Here is a 20,444-nt window from a genome sequence, read left to right on the forward strand (position 1 = left end):
GCGGCGCGGGCGGTTGACAGCAACGCCCGCATCGCTTCCTCTCGGACTTGAGGAGAAGCCTTTGGCCGAGAGGTCGCACGAGAAGATCGGGATCGGCGAAAAGCTGGGCTACGGCGTCGCGGACCTGTCGTCGGGCCTCTACCTCAATTTCTTCGGCTTCTTCCTGCTCTATTTCTTCGTCGACCTCGGAGGGCTGGCACCCGCGGCCATCGGCCTCATGCTGTTCCTGACCAAGCTGGTCGATGCCGTGACCGACCCGATGATGGGCGCGATCGCGGACCGCACGCGCACGCGCTGGGGCCGCTACCGCCCCTATCTGTTGTGGGGAGCGCTGCCCTTCGGCGCATGCGGCGCGCTGGTCTTCGCCGCGCCCGACCTCAGTCCGGCGATGACGCTGGTGTGGGCCTATGCGACCTACACGCTGGCGATGCTCGCATACACGGCGGTCAACGTGCCCTACTCCGGCCTGCTCGGCGTGATCTCGCCCTCGGCGCACGAACGGGCGAGCGTCACCGCCTATCGCATGGTCTTCTCCTCGCTGGCCGGTATCACGATCGGCATCCTCGGCACGACGATGGTGCGAGAGCTCGGCGGCGGCGACGAGGCACTTGGCATCTTGCTGACGATGAGCTGCATTGCCGCCTTCTCGGTCTTCTGCATCCTCACGACCTTCTTCACGACGAAGGAGCGCATCCCGCCGGCTCCGCAGCGCGGATCGATCAGGCAGGACCTCGCCGCACTCGTCCGCACCCCGCCATGGATCGCGCTCGCCATAGCAGCGATCCTCGGCGTTCTCGCGATCGCTTCGCGCGCCGGGAGCGCATTGTTCTGGTTCAAATACGTCGCGCAGGATCAGGGCACGCCGGTGCTGCTGTTCCTCGACCGGGTCGCGCTGTTCTACACCGCGCTCGCGCTCGGGCAGGTTAGCGGCGTGGTCCTCGGCAATTTGCTGCAGCGCCGGTTCGAGAAGCGCGACATCATCCTCTTCGGCGGCATGCTCAAGGTCGCGGGCATTCTCGCGTTCTACCTCTTCCCGATCGACGCAGTGGTGCCGCAAACCTTCGCGCAGCTGTTCGTCGGCATCGGCTTCGGGTTGCTGATGGTGATGTCGTTCTCGATGTTCACCGACATTGCCGAGTTCGTCGACTGGAAGTCCGGCCTGCAGATGACCGGGCTGGTTGTCGCCGCGTCGATCTTCGCGGTGAAGGCAGGCATCGCGTTCGGCTCGGCCGTTCCGGGCTTCGTGCTCGACCTGACGGGCTTCGTCGCGGGCGAGGTGCAGAGCGAGACCGCCATGCTCGGGATCGAGCTGTCCTTCGCGGTCATCCCCGCCCTGTCGCTCGTCCCGGCGATGATCGCGATGTTGTTCTACCGCCTCGACCACAAAACGATTGCGCGGGTCGAGGCCGACCTCGGCATTCGCCGCGCAGAAAACGCCTGACGGGCCTTCACAAGCCGGTTTGACGCGTTATAGGGAGCGCCCGCTGCTGGGGTGTAGCCAAGCGGTAAGGCAGCGGTTTTTGGTACCGCCATGCGCAGGTTCGAATCCTGCCACCCCAGCCAGCCTTTCCCGAACAATTGTCAGCTGAGGATCGAACCTGCTCCCGCAGGGATTGCAGGTCGAAGCCGAAGCGCGTCAGCGCGCAGGCGACGCCGGAGGCGGCAATCCTGCCACCCCAGCCAGCCTTTCCCGGACGAGTTTTCGCTTATTCGGCTTCGTCGCTCTCGGCGTCGGCCTCTGCGGCTTCTTCGATCGCCGGCGCCTCGCTCGGCATGCGCGAGGTCAGGCGGTCGAGCGTCGCCTGGCGCAGGTCTGCAATGCGCTCGGCATTCACGCCGAGGTCGCTCAGGCCCACGCGCGAGGTCGAGCGGAAATCGACCTTCGAGCCGTTCTCGGTCGGTCGCACGCGGGCAACCACGTCGTCGAGGAAGCCGTACCAGAATACCTTGTCGGTCCCCTCGACTATGCCCGTCTCGGCATTGGCGGTGATGTTCTTGTAGCCGCGCATTTCCATCGCGGCCTCGATCACCGCGACGACCTCGTCGACCGGTTCTTCGACATAGAGCGTCGAGAGGTCGAGATCGGGGTAACCCGTGGCGATCAGGTCGGCGAGCGTCTTGCCCGCGACGGATTCCTGCCCCTGGTATTCCTCCAGCGTGTCGAGCGGCACGTCGAACGGGTGGAGCGCGTTCTTCGCCTCGTCGGCTTCGCGCGCGGCGACCATTTCGTCGGAGAACTGCGGCGGATCGGCGGTGTCGGTCGCGACGTCATGGATGAACGGCACGCTCTGCGCCTGGTTGCGGAGGCCGATCAGCCCGGCGAACAGCGCCACGGGGATCGCCAGCGCGACCAGCGCCGAGAACCAGCCCGTGCGCGGCTTCTTCGCCAGCGTCGCGACAAGCGCGGCGAGCGCGATCACCCCGAGCAGCGTCGGCAGCAGCGGCAGCGGCAGGCTGGGCGGCGCGATCGGGCGCATGGCGCTCATCGTCAGGGTCGAGAAACCGGTGAGCGGCTTCCAAAGCCCGGCGGTGGCGCCGAACATGGCGATGGCGAACCACAGGATGCTCAGCACCGAGAGGGCGAGCGCAAGGCGGGCGAAACGGGCGCGTTTGGTCATGGACGCGATTGATGCCGCAGCGCGCGCGTCACGGCAAGCGCGTTAAGACTCGCTCCACTCCACCGCAGGCTGCGGATTGTTGGGCACGAGGATCAGCGTGTTGTCCTCCACCCGCCAGCTCTTGAGCCGCGAGAGGAGGTTCATGCCGATGACGTTCGTATCGCCCAGATTGGGCGCGATGACCGCGTCGAGCCCGCGCGCCGCGACATTGCCGAAGCGCAGTTCCTCGACCGTCGCGACCTTGGCGGAGATCGTGCCGTTCGCCGTATTGAGGCGGATTGGCAGGCCGCCGGGACGCGGCTCGAGGCCGATGCGGCTTGCGGTCCGGTCCGACAGGGCAGTCAGCGTCGCGCCGGTATCGATCATGAAATTGACCGGCTCGCCATTGACCTCGGCCTGCAGCCAGAAATGCCCGTCGCGCGCCATCGGGATGCGCGTTTCCCCGCCCTCGACCACCTGTTCGGGCAGGCCAACCTGCGGAACGGCCATTTCGAGGCGCGGGTCGAAGCGCGACAGTTGCAGCACGACGAGGATCAGGATGCCGCCGAGCACCATAGTGCTCGCACCGCGGATGAAGCGGCCGAACGCCATGTCGCGCCCGGCCATGATCGCACCGACCCAGCCGACGAGGACTGCGGCAATCGTGGCGATCAGCAGGCCCGATCGCGGCACTTCCGCGATGACGCCCGAGACGGCCTCGATGATCTGCGATTCATCCATGCAGGCAATATAGGGAGCGGCCCCCTGCCCGTCCATGAACCGCACGCATCAGCGAGTGCCGAGGATGGCCCGCGCGAGCGAAAGGCCCGATTTGAAGGCGCCCTCGACCCGCGCCTGCACCAGCCAGTCGCCGCATACGCCGAGGCGCTCGCCTGCATCCCACAGGCACGGCGCATCGCCGACCGGATCGGCCTGCGCATAGCGCCAGCGGTGGGCGGCAAGGTGATCGGGCTCCACCGGCGCGATACCCGCGAACTCGAAGAAGTCTGCAAGGACGAGCCGCGCGGCTTCCTCCTGCTCGCATTCGAGGATTTCGCGCGAGCGGTCGGGCGAGGCATGCACGACCCAGCTCTCGCTGCCATCGCGCCCCGGTTTTGCGCCGTTGCGCGCGGCCCAGCCGATCGGTCCGGTCTTGCTGCGCAGCGTGTCGCTTTCGATCGCGAGCGCTTGCGGGAAGTGCGCCATGATCGCCCAGCACGGGTCCGACTGCGATCCGGCGGCGAGCGTAGCGTGATGAGGCGCGGCGCTCTCCAGCAGCACGGCGGCCTGCTCGGCAGGGATGGCGCAGATGATGGTCCGCGCGTGCAGCACGTCGCTCTCCGTATGCAGGGTCCAGTCATTATCGCCGCGTTCGATCCTCTCGATGCGCGTGCCCCATTGGACGTCGAGGTCGTCCGCCATCGCCCTGATCGGCGCGTTCATGCCCGGCGTGCCGACCCAGGCCTCGTCCCCGGCGGCCGGCCAGCGCGCGACGACGCCCGCCTGCTCCCAAGCCTCGACCGCCGCGAGAAAATCGGGATCACGCGCGGTGAAGTATTGCGCGCCGTGATCGAAGCGCAGGGTCTCGCCGCCCACTTCCGCGCGACGTGTCGCCATGCGTCCGCCGGGCCCGCGTCCCTTGTCGAAGACCACGGGCGCATGTCCGGCGCAGGCGAGTTCGGTTGCACAGGCGAGGCCGGCCATGCCGCCGCCGATGATGGCAATGTCTATCGATTTTCCGTCCATGCCGCGCCAACGCGCGCGCAAAGGGAAGGTTTCAGGGCGCGCTGCGCGGAATGGTCGCCTCGGCCAGGATGAGCGAGAACAGCCCCCTGTTGTCAAGCCAGCGCTCTACCGGGGTCCAGCCCCCGGCGAGCAGCAGAGCATTCCCGCTGCGCTTGCCGAACTTGTGGCTGTTCTCCGTGTGGATCGTCTCGCCCGCCTCCATCGTGAAGCTGCGTCCGGCGACCTCGAACGCGATATCTTCGAGAGCTACGAGATGCATTTCGATGCGCGCGAAGTCGTCGTTCCAGCGCGCCTCGTGGCGCAGTTTCTCGACCGGGATAGTACCGTCGAGCTCGCGATTGATCCGCCGCGCGAGGTTGAGATTGAACTCGGCGGTCACGCCTTTCGCATCGTCATACGCCGCTTCGAGCACGGCGCGGTCCTTGATCAGGTCCATGCCGATCAGCAGCATCGAACCCTCGCCCAGCGTCTCGCGCATGGTGCGCAGCAGGTCGACCGCGGTGCGCGGAACCATGTTGCCGATGGTCGAGCCGGGGAAGAAGCCGAGCTTGGGCATGTCCGCCACTTCCGACGGCAATTCGACCCGGCGCATGAAATCCGCCTCGACCGGATGGACCGGCAGGCCCGGAAACTTGGCGGAGAGGTCGGCTGCCGCCGAGCGAAGGAAGTCGCCCGAAATGTCGAGCGGGACATAAGCCGCAGGCTCGATGCATTTCAGCAGCAGCGGCGTCTTGACCGAGGATCCGCTGCCGAATTCGACCACCGCGCGGCCACGGCCGATGGCGCTCGCAAAATCGGCGCAGCGATCGCGCAGGATCTCTGTCTCGGCGCGGGTCGGGTAATATTCCTCCACCTGCGTAATGTCCTCGAACAGCTGCGACCCGGCATCGTCGTAGAGCCAGCGTGCGGGGATCGCTTTCTGCGGCTCGGACAGCCCTTCCAGCACGTCGGCGCGGAAGGCCCGGTCGACACCGTCGGCATCGAGGTCGACAAGGGCGAGACCCTTCTTGGAATTCATCGAATATCCTTCGCGAGCCGCAGTCCGGTGAACTGCCAGCGCTGGTGGGGGTAGAAGAAATTGCGGTAGCTCGGGCGCGAATGGCCGCGCACGGTCGAGCAGCTTGCGCCGCGCAGGACGAACTGCCCGCTCATGAACTTGCCGTTGTATTCGCCCACCGCGCCCTCGGCGATCCGGAAGCGAGGGTACGGCAGGTAGGCCGAGCGGGTGAATTGCCAGCAATCGCCGAACAGCCCTCCGCCGCCTTCGGGCAGCAGGTGGAGCGTGTCGGCCAGCTGGTTGCCGCCGGCCGGATCGTGCGCGGGTTCGGGGCTGTCGCCCTGTCCGCGCGCGACGGCTTCCCATTCGAATTCGGTCGGCAGGCGCATACCCGCCCAGCTCGCATAGGCATCGGCCTCGAAATAGGAGATGTGGGTGACCGGCGCGTGCGGATCGCGCTCTACCCAGCCGTAGTGGCTGAACTGCTCGCCCTCGTGCCAGTAGAGCGGCGCCGAGATGCCCTCGCGCTGGACCCAGGTCCAGCCGTCGGACAGCCAGTGGCGCGGTTCGCTATAGCCGCCATCGTCGATGAATTCCTGCCACTCGCCATTGGTCACCAGCCGGTCGGCGAGCGCGAAAGGCTCGAGCAGCACGCGGTGGCGCGGACCTTCGTTGTCGTAGGCAAAGCCCTCGCCCGAATGGCCGATCATGGCGATGCCGCCGGGATGCTCGTGCCAGCCCAAGGCGCGCCCGTGCGAGGCGCTTGCAACCCGCTCCTCGAACATCGCCGGGCCGAGCGGGTTCTGGAAGAGGGCGTGCTTGATATCGGTCAGCAGCAGTTCCTGGTGCTGCTGTTCGTGCGCAATGCCGAGCTCGATCAGTTCGGCAAGCGCGGGATCGTCCAGCAGCGCTTCCATCGCATCGTCCACCACGGCGCGCCATTCAAGAATCGCATCGACGGTGGGACGCGAAAGCATCCCGCGTGAGAAGCGGGCAATGCGCGATCCTTCCGCCTCGTAATAGCTGTTGAACAGGAACGGCCACTGCTCGTCATGCAGCGCGTAACCGCCCGCATGGTCGCGCAGCAGGAAAGTCTCGAAGAACCAGTTGGTATGGCCGAGGTGCCATTTCGCGGGCGATGCGTCCTCCATCGACTGGATGGTCGCATCGGCATCCGACAGCGGCGCAAGCAGCGCTTCGGTCAGCGCACGCGTCGCGCGATAGCGATCGGCAAGCGAGCCGCCGCGCGGCATCGGCAATTCGGCAGTGGCAGTCGGCACGCTCGATCTCCCTGTCGCGTCCGGCCACGCCAACATGGCGTAATCACAAGTCTTTTTAAAGACCCGCTACCGGAAACGGTCCCAGGAGAATGATACGCGGCCCGGCAGGCGCGGTTCCGCGCCGCCCTGCCTGCGCAATCGTCAGGCGGCCTGTGCCTGCTGCTCCTTCGCTGCGAGTTGCAGCATTTCGGCGATGGCGAAGGCCAGCTCGATCGACTGCGCGGCGTTGAGGCGCGGGTCGCAATGGGTGTGATAGCGATCGCCCAGCGCGTCGTGGCTGATCGCCACCGCGCCGCCGACGCATTCGGTCACGTCCTGCCCGGTCATTTCGAGGTGGATGCCGCCCGGATGCGTGCCTTCCGCGCGGTGTACGTCGAAGAAGCCGCGCACCTCGTTCATGATCCGATCGAAGGGACGAGTCTTGTAGCCGGAATTCGACTTGATCACGTTGCCGTGCATCGGGTCGCAGCTCCACACCACCGGGTGGCCTTCGCGGGTCACGGCGCGAACCAGCGGCGGCAGGCCCTGTTCGACCTTGTCGTCGCCGAAGCGCGCGATCAGCGTGATCCGCCCCGCTTCGCGCGAAGGGTTGAGCGTGTCGAGCAGCTTGAGCAGCACGTCGGGATCGAGGCTCGGCCCGCATTTCACGCCGAGCGGATTGATGATGCCGCGCGCGAATTCGATATGCGCGCTGCCTTCAAAGCGGGTGCGGTCGCCGATCCAGATCATGTGGCCGCTGGTATCGACCCACTGCCCGCTGTTGAGCGAATCCTCGCGGGTCAGCGCCTGCTCGTAAGGAAGCAGCAGCCCTTCGTGGCTGGTGTAGAAGCTCGTGCCCTGCAATTGCGGGACGGTCGCCGGATCGACGCCGCACGCTTCCATGAAGTCGAGCGCTTCGCTGATACGGTCGGCGGTTTCCGCGAACTTGTCCGCCCACGGCGAACGGCCCATGAAGTCGAGCGTCCACTGGTGCACCTGGCGCAGGTTCGCATAGCCGCCGCCGGCGAAGGCGCGCAGCAGGTTGAGCGTCGCGGCAGCCTGCGAATAGGCCTTCACCATCCGCTCCGGATCGTTGCGGCGCTGCGCCGGATCGAACTCGATGCCGTTCACATTGTCGCCGAAGTAGCTCGGCAGCGTTACATCGCCCTGCGTTTCGGTGTCCGAGCTGCGCGGCTTGGCGAACTGGCCGGCCATGCGCCCGACCTTCACCACCGGCAGCTTGCCCGCGAAGGTCAGCACGACGGCCATCTGCAGGATGACGCGGAAGGTGTCGCGGATGTTGTTCGGGTGGAATTCGGCGAAGCTTTCCGCGCAGTCGCCGCCCTGCAGCAGGAACGCCTTGCCCGCCGCGACTTCGGCGAGGTCGCGCTTCAGCGCGCGCGCTTCGCCTGCGAAGACCAGCGGCGGATAGGAGGCAAGCGTCGCTTCCGCAGCGGCCAGCGCCGCCGCATCGTCATAGGACGGCAGGTGCCGTGCCTCGAACGATTTCCAGCTATCGGGTTGCCAATTATTTGCCACGTCTTCGCCTTAACTTGTCTGCGGGGCGCGCAGATACGCCCTCATGGGTAGAAGAGCAAACGCCGCGCCTGCGCGCAAGGACAGGAATGGTTCGGTCGCGCCAAGCGTGGCTTAGCGCCCGAGCAGCCCGTCCACACCGCCCGTCGGCTGCGATGCGAGCTCCTGCCCCTGCGGGATGACCGCGATCTTGAGCCCCTCGCCGCTGCCGAAATAGCGTTCCGCGAGAGCCCGCATCCTTTCCGGCGTGGTCCGGGTATAGTCGCCGAGCAGCGTGCGCACGGCAGGCACGCGGCGCGGATCGTCGGTCGAACCTTCCAGCTGGTAGAGCCAGAAAGTATTGCCGGTCGATGCGCGGCGGATCGCCTGGTCGAGCGGGCTGGTCACGCGCGCCAGCTCGTCCGCTCCGGGCGGGTTCGTGGCGAGATCGCGCGCGATCGCCTCGGCCGCCTCGAAGAAGATCGGCACGTCCTTGGGCTGCAGCTGCGCGATGGCGGTGATCGAGCCGCCCGCCTCGATCTCGGTCGGCCAGCGCGAGCCCACCTGCGGCGAATAGCTCGCCCCCGCCCGTTCGCGCATCGCGTCGATCAGGCGGTTGTTGAACAGGTTCACGAGGATTTCGAGCTGGCGGGATTCCTGCACGCGGGCGAAGCCGCCACCGGTCTCCCATGCCACGACGGCTGCCGCCTGGTTGTCGTCACCGCGATGGGTGAGGATGACCGGCTCGCCCGTCTCGTCGGGGAAGCTCGGCACCTTCGCTGCCATGTCCGCAGGAATTTCGACGCGCGGCGGAAGCGCGCCGATGGTGCGCTTGAGCGCTTTGAGCGCCTCTTCCTTGTCGAACTCGCCGAAGATCAGCACTTCGACATCGCCCTGCGCGAGCAGCGGCTCCCACACTTCGCGGAAACCTTCGGGTGTCGCCGCCTCGATTTCGGCCAGCGACGGCGCGGCGAAACGGCGGTCGCGGTCGTTGAGGATGAATTCGAGGTCGCGGCCGAGCACGCCGCCCGGGCTCGTTTCCATGCTTTCATAGCTCAGGCGCTGGGCAGCCTTGCCGCGCAGCACCGGATTGGGATCCCAGCCCGGCATCGCAAGCTTGCCTGCAAACAGGTAGAGCTGGTCGGCAAGGTCGGCAGCGCGCGTCTGGGCGGACAGGGTGAAGACGGCATCGTCAATCCCGAATTCGAGACCCATGCGCCGACCGGTGGTGATCCGGTCTAGCTCTTCCTGCCCCAGTTCGCCGATGCCCGAACTGACCAGCGCCTGCTGGCCGAGCGCGATATAGACGGCATCGTCCTGCTCGAATGCGCGGTAGCCTGCGCCGAAGCGCATCTTGACCGCCACGCGGCCCGGTTCGGCATCGTTCGACCACAGGATCGCGCTGGCGCCGTTGGAAAACTCGACCCGCTCGATACCCGGATCGATTTCCGGCAGGCCGATCGACTGGCGCGAGACGACCTCGCCCGGCTCGCCGATCGGCGGGAGCTCGTCGAAGGAAATGGACTTGGCGGCCAGCCGCGCATTGGGATCGGCGGCGACTTCGCTCGCGAGCGCCAGCTTGAGATCGCCCGCTTCCGCCTCGCCGATGGCCGGCGTGACGTAGAAGCCGCGCGTCACCTCGCCCTCGAACAGGCCCTTGGTGCGCTCGAACACGGCTTCCGGCGTGATCTTGGCGGTCATCCCGCGGAACACCTCGAGCACGGTTTCCGGCGCAGCGACGGTCTCGCGAATGTCGACCGCGTTGACGATGTCGTCGGCGAGGCGCGAACCCGCCTGGACGGCGCGCTGTTCGACACTGCTGACGAAGATCGCTTCGAACTCGGCAACTTCGCGGTCGATCTCTTCCTGCGTCGGCGGGGTCGCGAGCGCATCGGCGATCACTCCGCGCACGTCGCGCATGGCAGTTTGCCAGTCGTTGTCGAGCGGCGCGAAGGAAACGAAGGTCGCATCGGCCGAGCGGCTCACGTCGTCCTGCTGGACCTGTGCGTAGAGGAACGAGCCCCCGGCGCGCGCACGCGCTTCGAGGCGGCGGTTGATGATCGCCTGGGCAAGCGAATCCATCAGCAGGCCCTCGTTATAAACGATGGTGTCCTGCACCTGCCGCCACGGGCGCATGATGGCATAGGTCATTGTGCGCGGCAGGTCGGGTTCGACCACGACGACCGTCTCGCCCACCGGCGGGTCGCCTGCGGCACCTACCGGTGCGACCGGATCACCGAAATCGGGAGCCGGTACCGGCTCGCCCTTGCCTTGCCAGTCGCCGAAATACTTCTCGACCAGCGAGGCAAAGATCGTCGGCGGGGCATCGCCTGCGACGACGATCACGGTGTTTTCAGGGCGATACCAGCGTTCGTGGAATGCCTGCATCGCTTCCGCACTTGCGCCGAGCAGCGTTTCCTCGCGCCCGATCGGCAGGCGCGATGCAAGGCGCTGGCCGGCGAACAGCGTCTCGCGCGATTTCTCCGCGACCCGCAGCGGCGCGCCGCCGCGCTCGCGCTTTTCGGCGAGCACGATGGGGACTTCCGCCTTGAGGTTGGCTTCCGAGAGGACCGGTTCGCGGATCATGCCCGAAAGCAACTTGAAGCTTTCCTCCAGCGATTCCGGCGTCGCGCCGGGCAGGTCGAGCTTGTAGACCGTGTGCGTCGGGCTGGTTTCGGCATTGGTGTCGCTGCCGAAGGTCGCGCCGAGACGCTGCCACGTCGGGATCGCCTCCGAAACGCCGAGATACTTGCTCTCGCGGAAAGACAGGTGCTCGAGGAGATGCGCGAAGCCCTGCTCGCTGTCCGTTTCGTGGAGCGAGCCGGCATCGATGCGGATACGGATCGAGACCTGTCCCGGCGGCACGCCATTGTCGCGCACGGCATAGCGCAGCCCGTTGTCCATCTCGCCGAACAGCCATTCGCGGTCGCGCGGGACATCGCTGCCCTCGTAGATCCACGGCGTTTCCTCGCCCGTCTGCAGCGCCTTGGGCGCGGGCAGCGGCTCGGCCTGCTGCGTGGGAAGCGGGGCAACGTTCTGCGCCTGCAGGCTGGTGGCGAGCAGGGTGATTGCGGCGAAAGCGGAAATACGCCGGATGGCGCGCGGTTTGACTGTCATGGGGCAAATATAGTGCGCCGAGGTCTGAAGGGATAGTGAATGCCACAAAAGCAATGCGCGCTTGCCCCTCCGCCCCGCGCTACCTAGATGCGCTGCCATGTTCATCGAGACCGAAACCACCCCGAACCCCGCCGCGCTCAAATTCCTGCCCGGCCGCCAGGTCATGCCCTCGGGCACGCGCGAATTCGCGACCCCCGAAGATGGCGAGGCGAGCCCGCTGGCGCAGGCGATTTTCGATACCGGCGAAGTGGTCAACGTCTTCTTCGGCGGTGATTTCGTCAGCGTGACTGCCGCACCGGGCGTTAGCTGGACCGACCTCAAGCCGCAGGTCGTCGCTATCCTGCTCGACCATTTCGTATCCGAGGCCCCGCTGTTCGCCGGTGGCACCGCCGCAGGCATTTCCGTTCCGGCCGAAGACGATCTGATGGTCGAGGAAAACCCGGACGATGCGGATATCGTCGCGCAGATCAACGAACTGCTCGAAACCCGCGTGCGCCCGGCAGTCGCGGGCGACGGCGGCGATATCGCCTATCGCGGCTTCAAGGACGGCATCGTCTACCTGACGCTCCAGGGCGCATGCTCGGGCTGCCCCTCCTCCACCGCGACGCTCAAGCACGGCATCGAAGGCCTGCTGAAACATTATGTGCCCGAGGTCGTTGAAGTCCGCGCAGCCTGAATTTCCCGCTTCGACTTCAACACCCAGACAAGGGACCCACATGACCAAGCAATTCCACGACACCGTCCTGTCGGCCGACGCACTCGACCAGATTTTCCGCGAAGCGCGCAGCTACAACGACTGGCTCGACAAGGAAGTGTCGGACGACCAGATCCGCCAGATCTACGAATTGCTCAAGATGGCCCCGACCTCCGCCAACATGCAGCCTGCGCGCATCGTGTGGGTGAAATCGGACGAGGCGAAGGCGAAGCTCCTCGACTGCGTGTCGGAAGGCAATCACGACAAGGTGAAGGCCGCGCCGGTCACCGCGATCATCGGCTACGACATCGACTTCCACGAGGAGCTGCCCTGGCTCTTCCCGCACACCGATGCGAAAAGCTGGTTCGAGGGCGACGAGGAAGGCCGCAAGGAAGGCGCGTTTCGCAATTCCTCGCTGCAGGGTGCCTACCTGATGCTCGCCGCCCGCTCCATCGGCCTCGACTGCGGTCCGATGTCGGGCTTCGACAACGAAAAGGTCGACAAGGTCTTCTTCGGCGACCAGCCGCGCCACCGGAGCAACTTCATCTGCTCGATCGGCTACGGCGATGTCGAAAGCATTTTCGAGCGCAGCCCGCGGCCCGACTTCGAAAAGTTCAACCGCATCGCCTGACCCGTCTTGAACCGCTCGCGGGCCGATGGCATCGCGAGCGGCATGACTAGGTCACGCCCTGCAGGAACGCGCTGACATGCGCACGCTCGCGATAGATTGCGCGACGGAGGCCTGTTCGGTCGCCCTGTTCGAGGACGGCAGGCTGCTGGCCAACCGTCACGAAGTGCTCGGGCGCGGTCATGCCGAGCGGCTGGTCCCGATGATTGCCGAATTGCCCGAGAAGGGACGCGCCGACCGAATCCTCGTCTCGCGCGGCCCCGGCAGCTTTACCGGCGTGCGAATCGGTATCGCCACTGCGAGGGCGCTGGCTTTCGCATGGAAGGCCGAGTGCCTCGGCTACCCCACCCTCGCCCTTGTCGCGGCGCAGAGCTGGCAGCCCCAGCCGCGCCCGGTCACCGTGTGCATGCACGGCGGGCACGGCGAATGGTTCGTGCAGAATTTCGGCGCGGACATGCTGCCCGAGGACACGGTCTCCTCGCTGGCTCCGGAAGCGGCGAGAGAAGCTTGCCGGCACAAGGCCATCGCGGGCAACCGCGCGGACCAGCTCGCCGCGCTGTTCGGCGAAGGGTCGGACCGCATAGCGATCGACATGCTTCCCGACGCGCGTCATTCGCACTTGCTGCGCGATGAGCATCTTACGACAGAGGTCGGCGCGATTTACGGCCGAGCGCCGGACGCGAAGCCGGCGGCTGCTGCAGGACAGGCGCGATGATCGACGATCTAGACCGGATCATGGCGATCATGGAAACCGCCTTCGACCCGCAATGGGGGGAGGCATGGACCCGCGCCCAGGTGGCAGGCTCGCTCTCGCTTCCCACCACCTATTACTACTTCGTGCGGGCAAACGAAGAAGAAGAACCGGTCGGCTTCGCCCTGGTAAGGGCCGCACCCGGCGAAGAAGAACTCCTGCTTATAGCCGTCCAGCCGGAATTTCGCGGCGCAGGATTGGCGAAGCGATTGCTCGAACAATTTACCGAAGCAGCACGAGAGCGCGGGGCGGAGCGTATTTTCTTGGAAATGCGGGAAAACAACCCGGCAGAGAAACTTTATCGCACCTTCGGGTTCGAAACCATTGGTCGGCGACCGAAGTATTACTCAAAACCCGACGGTAGCAGGATCGACGCAATTACCTTCGGACTCTGTATTTAAAGTAAATATTTTCCTACGACTTATCCACTTCAGGCAAAAGCGATGCCGGTTGCCCCTTGCAACTGTTGTATAAATGCGTCATGGATGGGACCCATGGGGGACTAGAAAAATCTGGCCTCCATTTGGATGAGGACACCGCTATGGAAAATATCGAACACGATATGGCGGAAACGCTTATTACATTGACGTCGGATATTGTCGCTGCGCACGTCAGCAACAATGACGTCGATGTAGACGCGGTTCCGTCACTGATTACCAATGTGTACGAAGCGCTTTCGGGTCTCGGGAAGGGCCAGAAAGAAGAAGAGGATCCGCCTGAACCGGCCGTTTCTATTCGCGCCTCGATCAAGCCGGACTACATCGTCTGTCTCGAAGACGGCAAGAAGCTGAAAATGCTCAAGCGCTATCTCCGGACCAATTACGACATGAGCCCGGAAGAATATCGCGCGCGTTGGAACCTGCCCGCCGACTACCCGATGGTGGCACCCAACTACGCCGAGAAGCGTCGCGAACTCGCGAAGAAGATCGGCCTGGGCCGCAAGCCCGGCCAGAAACGCGGACGTCGCAAGAAGGCCGCATAAATAGCTTCGCTTCAACTTGAGAAGAACGCCCCGCGCCTCTAAGGCAGCGGGGCGTTTTCATTTTGCGAGGATCATCTTGGAACAGCGGATCGACCTGGAACAGCTTTGTGCCGAGCGTGGCCTGCGGATTACCGAGCAGCGCCGCGTAATCGCGAAAGTCCTGTCCGAAAGCGACGATCACCCGGATGTGGAGATGCTCCACGAACGTGCATCCAAGATCGATCCGAAGATCTCGATCGCGACGGTCTATCGCACCGTCCGCCTGTTCGAGGAGGCCGGCATTCTCGACCGCCACGATTTCGGCGACGGCCGCGCCCGCTACGAAGCGGCACCCGAGGCGCATCACGACCACCTTATCGACGTCGAAAGCGGCAATGTCGTCGAATTCGTCGATCCCGAACTCGAAGCATTGCAGAAGCAGATCGCCGAGAAGCTCGGCTATCGCCTCGTCGACCACCGGATGGAGCTTTACGGCGTGAAGCTCGACCGGAAGAGCGACAAGAACGGCTGATGTCGCCCGAACTGCGCGAGGCGGCAGCGCGCGGTGAACTCACCCCGCTCACCTTTACCGAGAGGCTGCGCTTCTTCGTCCGCGTGCTCGGGCTGATCGGCCTGCTGGTCGTCTTCGTCCCGCTGCATTACCTCTACCGCGTCTTCGCCTACGGCTCGCCCTTCCCGATGCTGTTCCTGCGCTATGCCGGACGCATCGCCGGAGCGCGCGTGACCAAGATCGGCGTGCCGCTGCGCAAGGACGTGTTCTTCATCGCCAACCACATTTCGTGGATCGACATTCTGACACTGGCAGGCGCGAGCGGAACGGCCTTTGTCGCCAAGCACGAATTGTCGCAGGTCCCCGTGATCAACTGGCTGTGCAGACTCAACCGCACGGTCTTCGTGAAGCGCGAGAACCGCCTTGGCGTCGCCGAGCAGATCAATGCCCTGCGCGAGGCGCTCGACGACAATTGGTCGGTCACCGTCTTCCCCGAAGGCACGACGACCGACGGCCAGTCGCTCCTGCCGTTCAAGACCAGCATGCTGAGCGTGCTCGAACCGCCGCCCAAGGACGTGCTCGTCCAGCCGGTGCTGATCGACTACGGCGAGGTGGGCGAGGAACTGGGCTGGATCGGCGATGAAAGCGGCCTCAACAATGCGCGCCGCGTGCTTGGTCGCAAGGGCACGTTCGAGTTGAAGCTGCATTTCCTCGAGCCGTTCAGCCCGGAAGAATTCGTCGGCCGCAAGGCTATAGGTGCACGCGCCCGTGCCGCGATCGAAGCGGCCCTGCTCACCGCGCTCGGCAAGCCGCTGCGCGAGTTCAAGCACGATGTCGTGCCGGTGCGCTACGCCGCGCCCAAGGGGCCGACCCCGATCGAGTAGTCGAACGCGGACGTTCCCGCCTCGTCGCGACTGGTTCACCATTCAACCGCCGCGTTGAAATGCGCCCACGATTGGCCTAAAGGCGCGAGCCTCATGAAACCGACCGCATCCCCCAAGACCTACCGGGTCAAGAGCTTCGGCTGCCAGATGAACGTCTATGACGGCGAGCGCATGGCCGAACTGCTTGCCGAAAAGGGCATCACGCCCGCTCCCGAAGGCGAGGATGCGGACCTCGTCGTGCTCAACACCTGCCACATCCGCGAAAAGGCGGCGGAGAAGGTCTATTCCGACATCGGCCGGCTGGTGAAGGCGGGCGACGAGCGCGGGCAGAAGCCGCTGATCGCCGTCGCAGGCTGCGTCGCACAGGCCGAGGGCGAGGAAATCATGGCGCGCGCGCCGGCAGTGTCGATGGTCGTCGGCCCGCAAGCCTACCACCGCCTGCCCGACATGCTCGACAAGGCGGTGCGCGGCGAGCGCGCGACCGATACCGACATGCCGCCGATCGCGAAGTTCGACGCCCTGCCGGAGCGTCGCAAGATCGGCCCTACCGCATTCCTCACCGTGCAGGAAGGGTGCGACAAGTTCTGCACCTATTGCGTGGTGCCCTACACCCGCGGCGCGGAAATCTCGCGTCCCTTCAGCGACCTCGTGACCGAAGCGCACAAGCTGGTCGAAGCGGGCGCGCGCGAGATCACCCTGCTGGGCCAGAACGTCAGCGCATGGAGCGGCGAGAACGAGACCGGTCACACGGTCGGCCTTGCCGGGCTTATCCGCACGCTCGCCAGGATCGATGGGCTGGAGCGAATTCGCTACACTACTTCGCACCCGGCCGACATGGACGACGACCTGATCGCCGCCCATGGCGATACGCCCAAGCTGATGCCCTATCTCCACTTGCCGGTGCAGTCGGGCAACGACCGCGTGCTGAGGGCGATGAACCGCAGTCACACGGCGGAAAGCTATCTCCGCCTGCTCGAACGCTTCCGCGCTGCGCGGCCCGACCTCGCGCTATCGGGAGACTTCATCGTCGGCTTCCCGGGCGAGACCGAGGCGGAGTTCGAGGATACGCTGAAGATCGTCGACGAGGTCCGCTACGCACAGGCATTCAGCTTCAAGTATTCGCCCCGCCCCGGCACGCCCGCCGCCTCGATGGACGGCCAGGTCGCGAAAGAGGTGATGGACGAGCGCCTGCAGCGCCTGCAGGCCGCGCTCAACCGCGACCAGCTTGCCTTCAACGAGGCGAGTGTCGGGAAGACCTGCACCGTGCTGGTCGAGCGCAAGGGCAAGCACCCGGGCCAGTGGCTCGGGAAGACGCCGTGGCTGCAGAGTGCATGGTTCGAAGCCGACGTCGCGATCGGCGACCTGGTCGAAGTCGAACTGCTCGAAGCCGGGCCGAACTCGCTGGCCGCCCGGCTGCGCGAGCCCGTTACCGCCTAGTCCTCGGAAATTTCGGGGACTTCTTCGGCATATTTGTAGCGGCGCACCGCGGCGGAGATGATTTCTCCGTCGAGGCTGTTCGCCGGAAGCTCGTAGAGCGCGGCAAGATAGGACCGGTCGAATTCGGTCAGCCCTTCAGGCGCGAAGCCGGGGCCGAAAAGCTCGAGGATCGTCGGGACGCCAGCCGGATTGCTCGAAATCTCGTCGGTCGTCGAAGCGAGGATGCGCACCGTCGCGTAATCGGCCAGCTGGCGGAAGGTCTTTTCCTTCAGCTCGCCGGTCTCGACCAGCACCACCGCACCCGCCATGTCGACCCGCAGCTGGTTGCGCCGCGAGGCCTTCTCGACCCGGTTGATGAGATCGTTGATCGAACCGCCCGGACGCGATCCGGGGATCGAGGTGCCGTCGATGTTTCGCACATCGAACAGGTGCCATGCGCGTACCGCGCTCGAACCTTTGTAGATCCGGTCGATCTGGTAATCGAGCAGCCCTTCGAAGAGCCACTTTTCGTCCTTGCGCAGCTTGTCGACCGTGCTGTCGACGCCGTTGAGCACGCCGACGAATGCATTGGGGCTGCACCCTTCCTCCGCCACGTCCACGCCGCGGATGAGGGAAATGTTCTCAGCGATACGGTCCTCGACCAGTTCCGCCATCTCGGCGGGCATGCCCGACACCTTGACGCAGACCGGCGCATTGAAACGAGCGACCGGCTTGCCGGCCCGCGAAGGACGCACGACTGCCCGGCCAAGCGCTTCGACCGCCGGCGGGTCGATCTTGCCGGTCACGACGATCGCCTCTTCGGTCTCGGGTTCGGCATCCTGTGCCGCAACGGTGAACGGAGTGGCGAGAAGCGCGACGGCTGCCAGCGATTTCAGTGATTTCATAGACATGCGACGACCCAAGGGAATTGGCGCGGCATAACAAGCCGCGTCCGACCTAAGACAAAATGCGTTCGACGAACGGTGTAGCAGCGGGAATATTGCGCCTTGCTGACACCGCCCGGCAGTGAATTCTTCAGCGAGCGAGCAAGTTGCGACGGCTCGACTTATTCCGCGGGCGTATCCTTCGGCTCTTCCTCGGGCGTGGCGACGCTGAAGACAGGTTCTTCCGAAATCAGCACCTCGCCGCCTGCGTCGACCATCTCGGCCGGAGCGACCGTGGGGTTCGAGGGATAGGCCTCGCCATCGAAGGCCAGCTTCGCGATGCCGGAAACGCCGCCCCCGCCGCCGATTTCGACGGTCAGGTCTTTCCAGCCGCCAGTTTCGCTTTCGAGCACGGTGATCGGCGTGCGCGAGACCGAGATATCGCCGACCTTGCGCCACATCGGCCCGGCCGGGGTCAGCACCAGCGTATTGCACCCGCCGCTTCCGCACAGCATCGGCGAGACGACGTGGACGATCGCTTCCTGCGCTCCGTCACCGTCAAGATCGTAGAGCGCGAGGGCGTAGCGCAGTTCGCCCATGTCGGGATATTCCTGCAGGAGGAAGTGACGGATGTCCTCTTCCGCCGCGGCAAACTCGGCGGTTCGCTCCGCATCGGCTGCCGCAACCGTTTCGGCCACATCGTCGGCGGCGCTATCCGCGGCCGGTTCTGCAGTGTCTCCGCAAGCCACCAGACCGAGTACTGCCAGAGATACGAACACGTGCTTCATCACCATACTCCCGCTTTATTTACCGCGATTTGCCGATGCTATGTCGAAGCCGGATGCGTTACAAGCGAATGACTATCCACCGCCTTGATGGGCACCCTTTCTTGCTTCCGGCGCGTTCTGTCCTAGATTCCGACTCGCAACACGAAGGAGCTGCATGGGACGCAAACCCACTCGCGCAACGCCGGCGCTCAGTCCGCCGCCCTCCCCGACCAGGGAAATCCGCCGCGCGCAACTCGACATGAGTTTCGAGGACCAATCGCTCCTCGTCCCCCTGTTCGGCGAGTTCGACGCCAATCTCGTGCAGGTCGAAAACCGCCTCGGTGTCTTCATATCCGCACGCGGCGACAAGCTGCACATCGAAGGGCCGGAAGATTCCGTCGCACGGGCACGCGACGTGCTCCAGACGATGTATGACCGGCTCGCCATGGGGCAGGATCTCGATGCGGGCGCGATAGAATCGCTCATTGCCATGTCGAACGAGCCGACCTTGGACGGCATCGTTACCGGCGAGCCCGAGACGCCCCCGATCATGATCCGCACGCGGCGCAAGACCATCGTGCCGCGCAGCGCGACGCAGGCGAGCTACATGCGCCAGCTCAGCCGCGACGACATCATCTTCGCGCTCGGCCCGGCGGGCACCGGCAAGACCTATGTCGCGGTCGCCCAGGCGGTCAGCCAGCTGATCACGGGCAGCGTGCAGCGTCTCATCCTCAGCCGCCCTGCGGTCGAGGCGGGCGAGCGGCTCGGCTTCCTGCCCGGCGACATGAAGGAGAAGGTCGATCCCTATCTCCGCCCGCTCTACGACGCGCTCTACGACTGCATGCCGCCCGAACAGGTCGATCGCCGGATCGCCAGCGGCGAGATCGAGATCGCGCCCATCGCCTTCATGCGCGGCCGCACGCTGGCCGACGCCTTCGTCATCCTCGACGAGGCGCAGAACACCACGCGCGAGCAGATGAAGATGTTCCTCACCCGCTTCGGCCAGAACAGCCGGATGGTGGTGTGCGGCGACCCCAAGCAGGTCGACATCCCGGGCGGCAACAGCCAGTCGGGCCTCGCCGATGCCGTCGGAAGGCTCGAAGGCGTCGACGGAATCGCCGTCACCCGCTTCACCGCCGCCGACGTGGTCCGCCACCCGATCGTGGGACGGATCGTCGAAGCTTACGAGGGCAAGGCGGAGTAGGCCTTTTTGGAACTCGACATCGCCATCGAAGACTGGCCTTCCGGTGATTGGGAGGCCCTTGCCGAGCGTGCCGCACAGGCGGCGAGCGAGGTCGAGCCGCTGCTCGCCAACGCGCGCCTTTCCGCCAGCATGCTGTTCACCACCGACGAGGAGGTGCACGCGCTCAACCGCGAATGGCGCGGGCGCGACAAGCCGACGAATGTCCTGTCCTTCCCGATGCTTGAGCGCGAAAGCTTGCAGGTTCTCGAAGAGGATGGCCCGCCCGAAATGCTCGGCGATATCGCCCTGGCGCATGAAACCTGCGCCCGCGAGGCGGCCGAGAAAGGCATCGCGCTGGATCAGCACGCAACCCACCTAATCGTTCACGGCCTGCTCCATCTCGCCGGGCACGACCACGTCGATTCCGACGAACAGGCCGAAGCAATGGAGGCGCTCGAAATCAGGGCGCTTGCAAAACTGGGTATCCCGGACCCATATGGGGACCGCGACCTTCAGGAGGAACCACACTAGGGC

The 20,444-nt window shown here is 65.3% G+C and carries 20 protein-coding genes and 1 tRNA gene; 12 read left to right on the forward strand and 9 right to left on the reverse strand.

Features of this window, described 5'->3' with window-relative positions; translation table 11 throughout:
• The first annotated feature begins 61 nt into the window (after window positions 1-61).
• Together EO245_RS11255 and EO245_RS11260 are read left to right on the forward strand one after the other, a co-directional pair.
• Entirely contained in the window at window positions 62-1,441 is a 1,380-nt protein-coding gene (locus EO245_RS11255; protein WP_164931311.1) for an MFS transporter, read from the forward strand.
• Window positions 1,442-1,488: 47 nt separating this feature from the next.
• A tRNA-Gln gene (locus EO245_RS11260) sits at window positions 1,489-1,563 on the forward strand.
• Between the two features lie 143 nt (window positions 1,564-1,706).
• Here the strand turns inward: EO245_RS11260 and EO245_RS11265 are convergent.
• The 7 genes from EO245_RS11265 to EO245_RS11295 all read right to left on the reverse strand — a co-directional run bounded on the left by EO245_RS11265 (window position 1,707) and on the right by EO245_RS11295 (window position 11,231).
• Window positions 1,707-2,618, reverse strand: a complete 912-nt coding sequence (locus EO245_RS11265) for a DUF1499 domain-containing protein (RefSeq protein ID WP_128893017.1) — start codon at window positions 2,616-2,618, stop codon at window positions 1,707-1,709.
• Between the two features lie 42 nt (window positions 2,619-2,660).
• A complete protein-coding gene (locus tag EO245_RS11270) occupies window positions 2,661-3,338 on the reverse strand; it encodes a TIGR02281 family clan AA aspartic protease (RefSeq protein WP_128893018.1) in 678 nt (225 codons plus the stop codon).
• 48 nt (window positions 3,339-3,386) lie between these two features.
• Complete coding sequence (locus tag EO245_RS11275) at window positions 3,387-4,343, reverse strand: NAD(P)/FAD-dependent oxidoreductase (RefSeq protein ID WP_199798651.1); 957 nt, start codon at window positions 4,341-4,343, stop codon at window positions 3,387-3,389.
• Window positions 4,344-4,374: 31 nt separating this feature from the next.
• The gene (egtD, locus tag EO245_RS11280) at window positions 4,375-5,361 is read right to left on the reverse strand and encodes an L-histidine N(alpha)-methyltransferase (protein ID WP_128893019.1); all 987 of its coding nucleotides are present in this window, start codon (window positions 5,359-5,361) and stop codon (window positions 4,375-4,377) included.
• Complete coding sequence (egtB, locus tag EO245_RS11285) at window positions 5,358-6,593, reverse strand: ergothioneine biosynthesis protein EgtB (protein WP_128893554.1); 1,236 nt, start codon at window positions 6,591-6,593, stop codon at window positions 5,358-5,360. The genes egtD and egtB overlap by 4 nt, the downstream gene beginning before the upstream one ends.
• 168 nt (window positions 6,594-6,761) lie before the next feature.
• Window positions 6,762-8,138 carry a class II 3-deoxy-7-phosphoheptulonate synthase gene (locus EO245_RS11290; RefSeq protein ID WP_128893020.1) on the reverse strand — a complete coding sequence of 459 codons (1,377 nt, stop codon included), beginning with the start codon at window positions 8,136-8,138 and terminating at the stop codon, window positions 6,762-6,764.
• A 111-nt stretch (window positions 8,139-8,249) separates the two neighbouring features.
• Entirely contained in the window at window positions 8,250-11,231 is a 2,982-nt protein-coding gene (locus EO245_RS11295) for a pitrilysin family protein (RefSeq protein WP_128893021.1), read from the reverse strand.
• Window positions 11,232-11,328: 97 nt separating this feature from the next.
• Here EO245_RS11295 and EO245_RS11300 point away from each other — a divergent pair, with 97 nt between their 5' ends.
• The 8 genes from EO245_RS11300 (at window position 11,329) to miaB (ending at window position 17,097) form a co-directional block, all read left to right on the forward strand.
• A complete protein-coding gene (locus EO245_RS11300) occupies window positions 11,329-11,907 on the forward strand; it encodes a NifU family protein (protein ID WP_128893022.1) in 579 nt (192 codons plus the stop codon).
• Window positions 11,908-11,947: 40 nt separating this feature from the next.
• The gene (locus EO245_RS11305; protein WP_128893023.1) at window positions 11,948-12,556 is read left to right on the forward strand and encodes a malonic semialdehyde reductase; all 609 of its coding nucleotides are present in this window, start codon (window positions 11,948-11,950) and stop codon (window positions 12,554-12,556) included.
• 76 nt (window positions 12,557-12,632) lie between these two features.
• Entirely contained in the window at window positions 12,633-13,268 is a 636-nt protein-coding gene (gene tsaB, locus EO245_RS11310) for a tRNA (adenosine(37)-N6)-threonylcarbamoyltransferase complex dimerization subunit type 1 TsaB (protein ID WP_128893024.1), read from the forward strand.
• Window positions 13,265-13,705, forward strand: coding sequence for a ribosomal protein S18-alanine N-acetyltransferase (gene rimI / locus EO245_RS11315; RefSeq protein ID WP_128893025.1), 441 nt, complete (start codon window positions 13,265-13,267; stop codon window positions 13,703-13,705). The genes tsaB and rimI overlap by 4 nt, the downstream gene beginning before the upstream one ends.
• Window positions 13,706-13,845: 140 nt before the next feature.
• Window positions 13,846-14,286, forward strand: a complete 441-nt coding sequence (locus tag EO245_RS11320; protein ID WP_128893555.1) for a MucR family transcriptional regulator — start codon at window positions 13,846-13,848, stop codon at window positions 14,284-14,286.
• A 76-nt stretch (window positions 14,287-14,362) separates the two neighbouring features.
• Window positions 14,363-14,797 carry a Fur family transcriptional regulator gene (locus EO245_RS11325; RefSeq protein ID WP_128893026.1) on the forward strand — a complete coding sequence of 145 codons (435 nt, stop codon included), beginning with the start codon at window positions 14,363-14,365 and terminating at the stop codon, window positions 14,795-14,797.
• Window positions 14,797-15,660 (forward strand): 1-acyl-sn-glycerol-3-phosphate acyltransferase, encoded by an 864-nt coding sequence (locus EO245_RS11330; RefSeq protein WP_128893027.1) that lies wholly within the window; start codon window positions 14,797-14,799, stop codon window positions 15,658-15,660. Before EO245_RS11325 ends, EO245_RS11330 begins: the two co-directional genes overlap by 1 nt.
• A 93-nt stretch (window positions 15,661-15,753) precedes the next feature.
• Window positions 15,754-17,097 (forward strand): tRNA (N6-isopentenyl adenosine(37)-C2)-methylthiotransferase MiaB, encoded by a 1,344-nt coding sequence (miaB, locus tag EO245_RS11335; RefSeq protein ID WP_128893028.1) that lies wholly within the window; start codon window positions 15,754-15,756, stop codon window positions 17,095-17,097.
• Here miaB and EO245_RS11340 read toward each other — a convergent pair.
• The gene (locus EO245_RS11340; protein ID WP_128893029.1) at window positions 17,094-17,981 is read right to left on the reverse strand and encodes a hypothetical protein; all 888 of its coding nucleotides are present in this window, start codon (window positions 17,979-17,981) and stop codon (window positions 17,094-17,096) included. The two genes, miaB and EO245_RS11340, sit on opposite strands and share 4 nt — an antisense overlap.
• A 161-nt stretch (window positions 17,982-18,142) precedes the next feature.
• Window positions 18,143-18,748, reverse strand: a complete 606-nt coding sequence (locus tag EO245_RS11345; RefSeq protein WP_128893030.1) for a hypothetical protein — start codon at window positions 18,746-18,748, stop codon at window positions 18,143-18,145.
• 154 nt (window positions 18,749-18,902) lie between these two features.
• Between EO245_RS11345 and EO245_RS11350 the strand changes: the two genes are divergently transcribed.
• Window positions 18,903-19,931, forward strand: coding sequence for a PhoH family protein (locus EO245_RS11350; protein WP_128893031.1), 1,029 nt, complete (start codon window positions 18,903-18,905; stop codon window positions 19,929-19,931).
• A 6-nt stretch (window positions 19,932-19,937) separates the two neighbouring features.
• Window positions 19,938-20,441, forward strand: coding sequence for an rRNA maturation RNase YbeY (gene ybeY / locus EO245_RS11355; protein WP_128893032.1), 504 nt, complete (start codon window positions 19,938-19,940; stop codon window positions 20,439-20,441).
• The last annotated feature ends 3 nt before the right edge of the window (window positions 20,442-20,444 follow it).

It is taken from the genome of Erythrobacter sp. HKB08 (assembly GCF_004114695.1).
Lineage (GTDB): Bacteria > Pseudomonadota > Alphaproteobacteria > Sphingomonadales > Sphingomonadaceae > Parerythrobacter_A.

Bases quoted from the DNA above. Each gene is read 5' to 3' on its own strand.
- EO245_RS11340 (WP_128893029.1), bottom strand. From the start codon at position 17,981: ATGAAATCACTGAAATCGCTGGCAGCCGTCGCGCTTCTCGCCACTCCG.
- tsaB (WP_128893024.1), top strand. From the start codon at position 12,633: ATGCGCACGCTCGCGATAGATTGCGCGACGGAGGCCTGTTCGGTCGCC.
- rimI (WP_128893025.1), top strand. From the start codon at position 13,265: ATGATCGACGATCTAGACCGGATCATGGCGATCATGGAAACCGCCTTC.
- EO245_RS11275 (WP_199798651.1), bottom strand. From the start codon at position 4,343: ATGGACGGAAAATCGATAGACATTGCCATCATCGGCGGCGGCATGGCC.
- EO245_RS11305 (WP_128893023.1), top strand. From the start codon at position 11,948: ATGACCAAGCAATTCCACGACACCGTCCTGTCGGCCGACGCACTCGAC.
- egtD (WP_128893019.1), bottom strand. From the start codon at position 5,361: ATGAATTCCAAGAAGGGTCTCGCCCTTGTCGACCTCGATGCCGACGGT.
- EO245_RS11300 (WP_128893022.1), top strand. From the start codon at position 11,329: ATGTTCATCGAGACCGAAACCACCCCGAACCCCGCCGCGCTCAAATTC.
- egtB (WP_128893554.1), bottom strand. From the start codon at position 6,593: ATGCCGCGCGGCGGCTCGCTTGCCGATCGCTATCGCGCGACGCGTGCG.
- miaB (WP_128893028.1), top strand. From the start codon at position 15,754: ATGAAACCGACCGCATCCCCCAAGACCTACCGGGTCAAGAGCTTCGGC.
- EO245_RS11350 (WP_128893031.1), top strand. From the start codon at position 18,903: ATGGGACGCAAACCCACTCGCGCAACGCCGGCGCTCAGTCCGCCGCCC.
- EO245_RS11270 (WP_128893018.1), bottom strand. From the start codon at position 3,338: ATGGATGAATCGCAGATCATCGAGGCCGTCTCGGGCGTCATCGCGGAA.
- EO245_RS11345 (WP_128893030.1), bottom strand. From the start codon at position 18,748: ATGAAGCACGTGTTCGTATCTCTGGCAGTACTCGGTCTGGTGGCTTGC.
- EO245_RS11330 (WP_128893027.1), top strand. From the start codon at position 14,797: ATGTCGCCCGAACTGCGCGAGGCGGCAGCGCGCGGTGAACTCACCCCG.
- EO245_RS11295 (WP_128893021.1), bottom strand. From the start codon at position 11,231: ATGACAGTCAAACCGCGCGCCATCCGGCGTATTTCCGCTTTCGCCGCA.
- EO245_RS11265 (WP_128893017.1), bottom strand. From the start codon at position 2,618: ATGACCAAACGCGCCCGTTTCGCCCGCCTTGCGCTCGCCCTCTCGGTG.
- EO245_RS11320 (WP_128893555.1), top strand. From the start codon at position 13,846: ATGGAAAATATCGAACACGATATGGCGGAAACGCTTATTACATTGACG.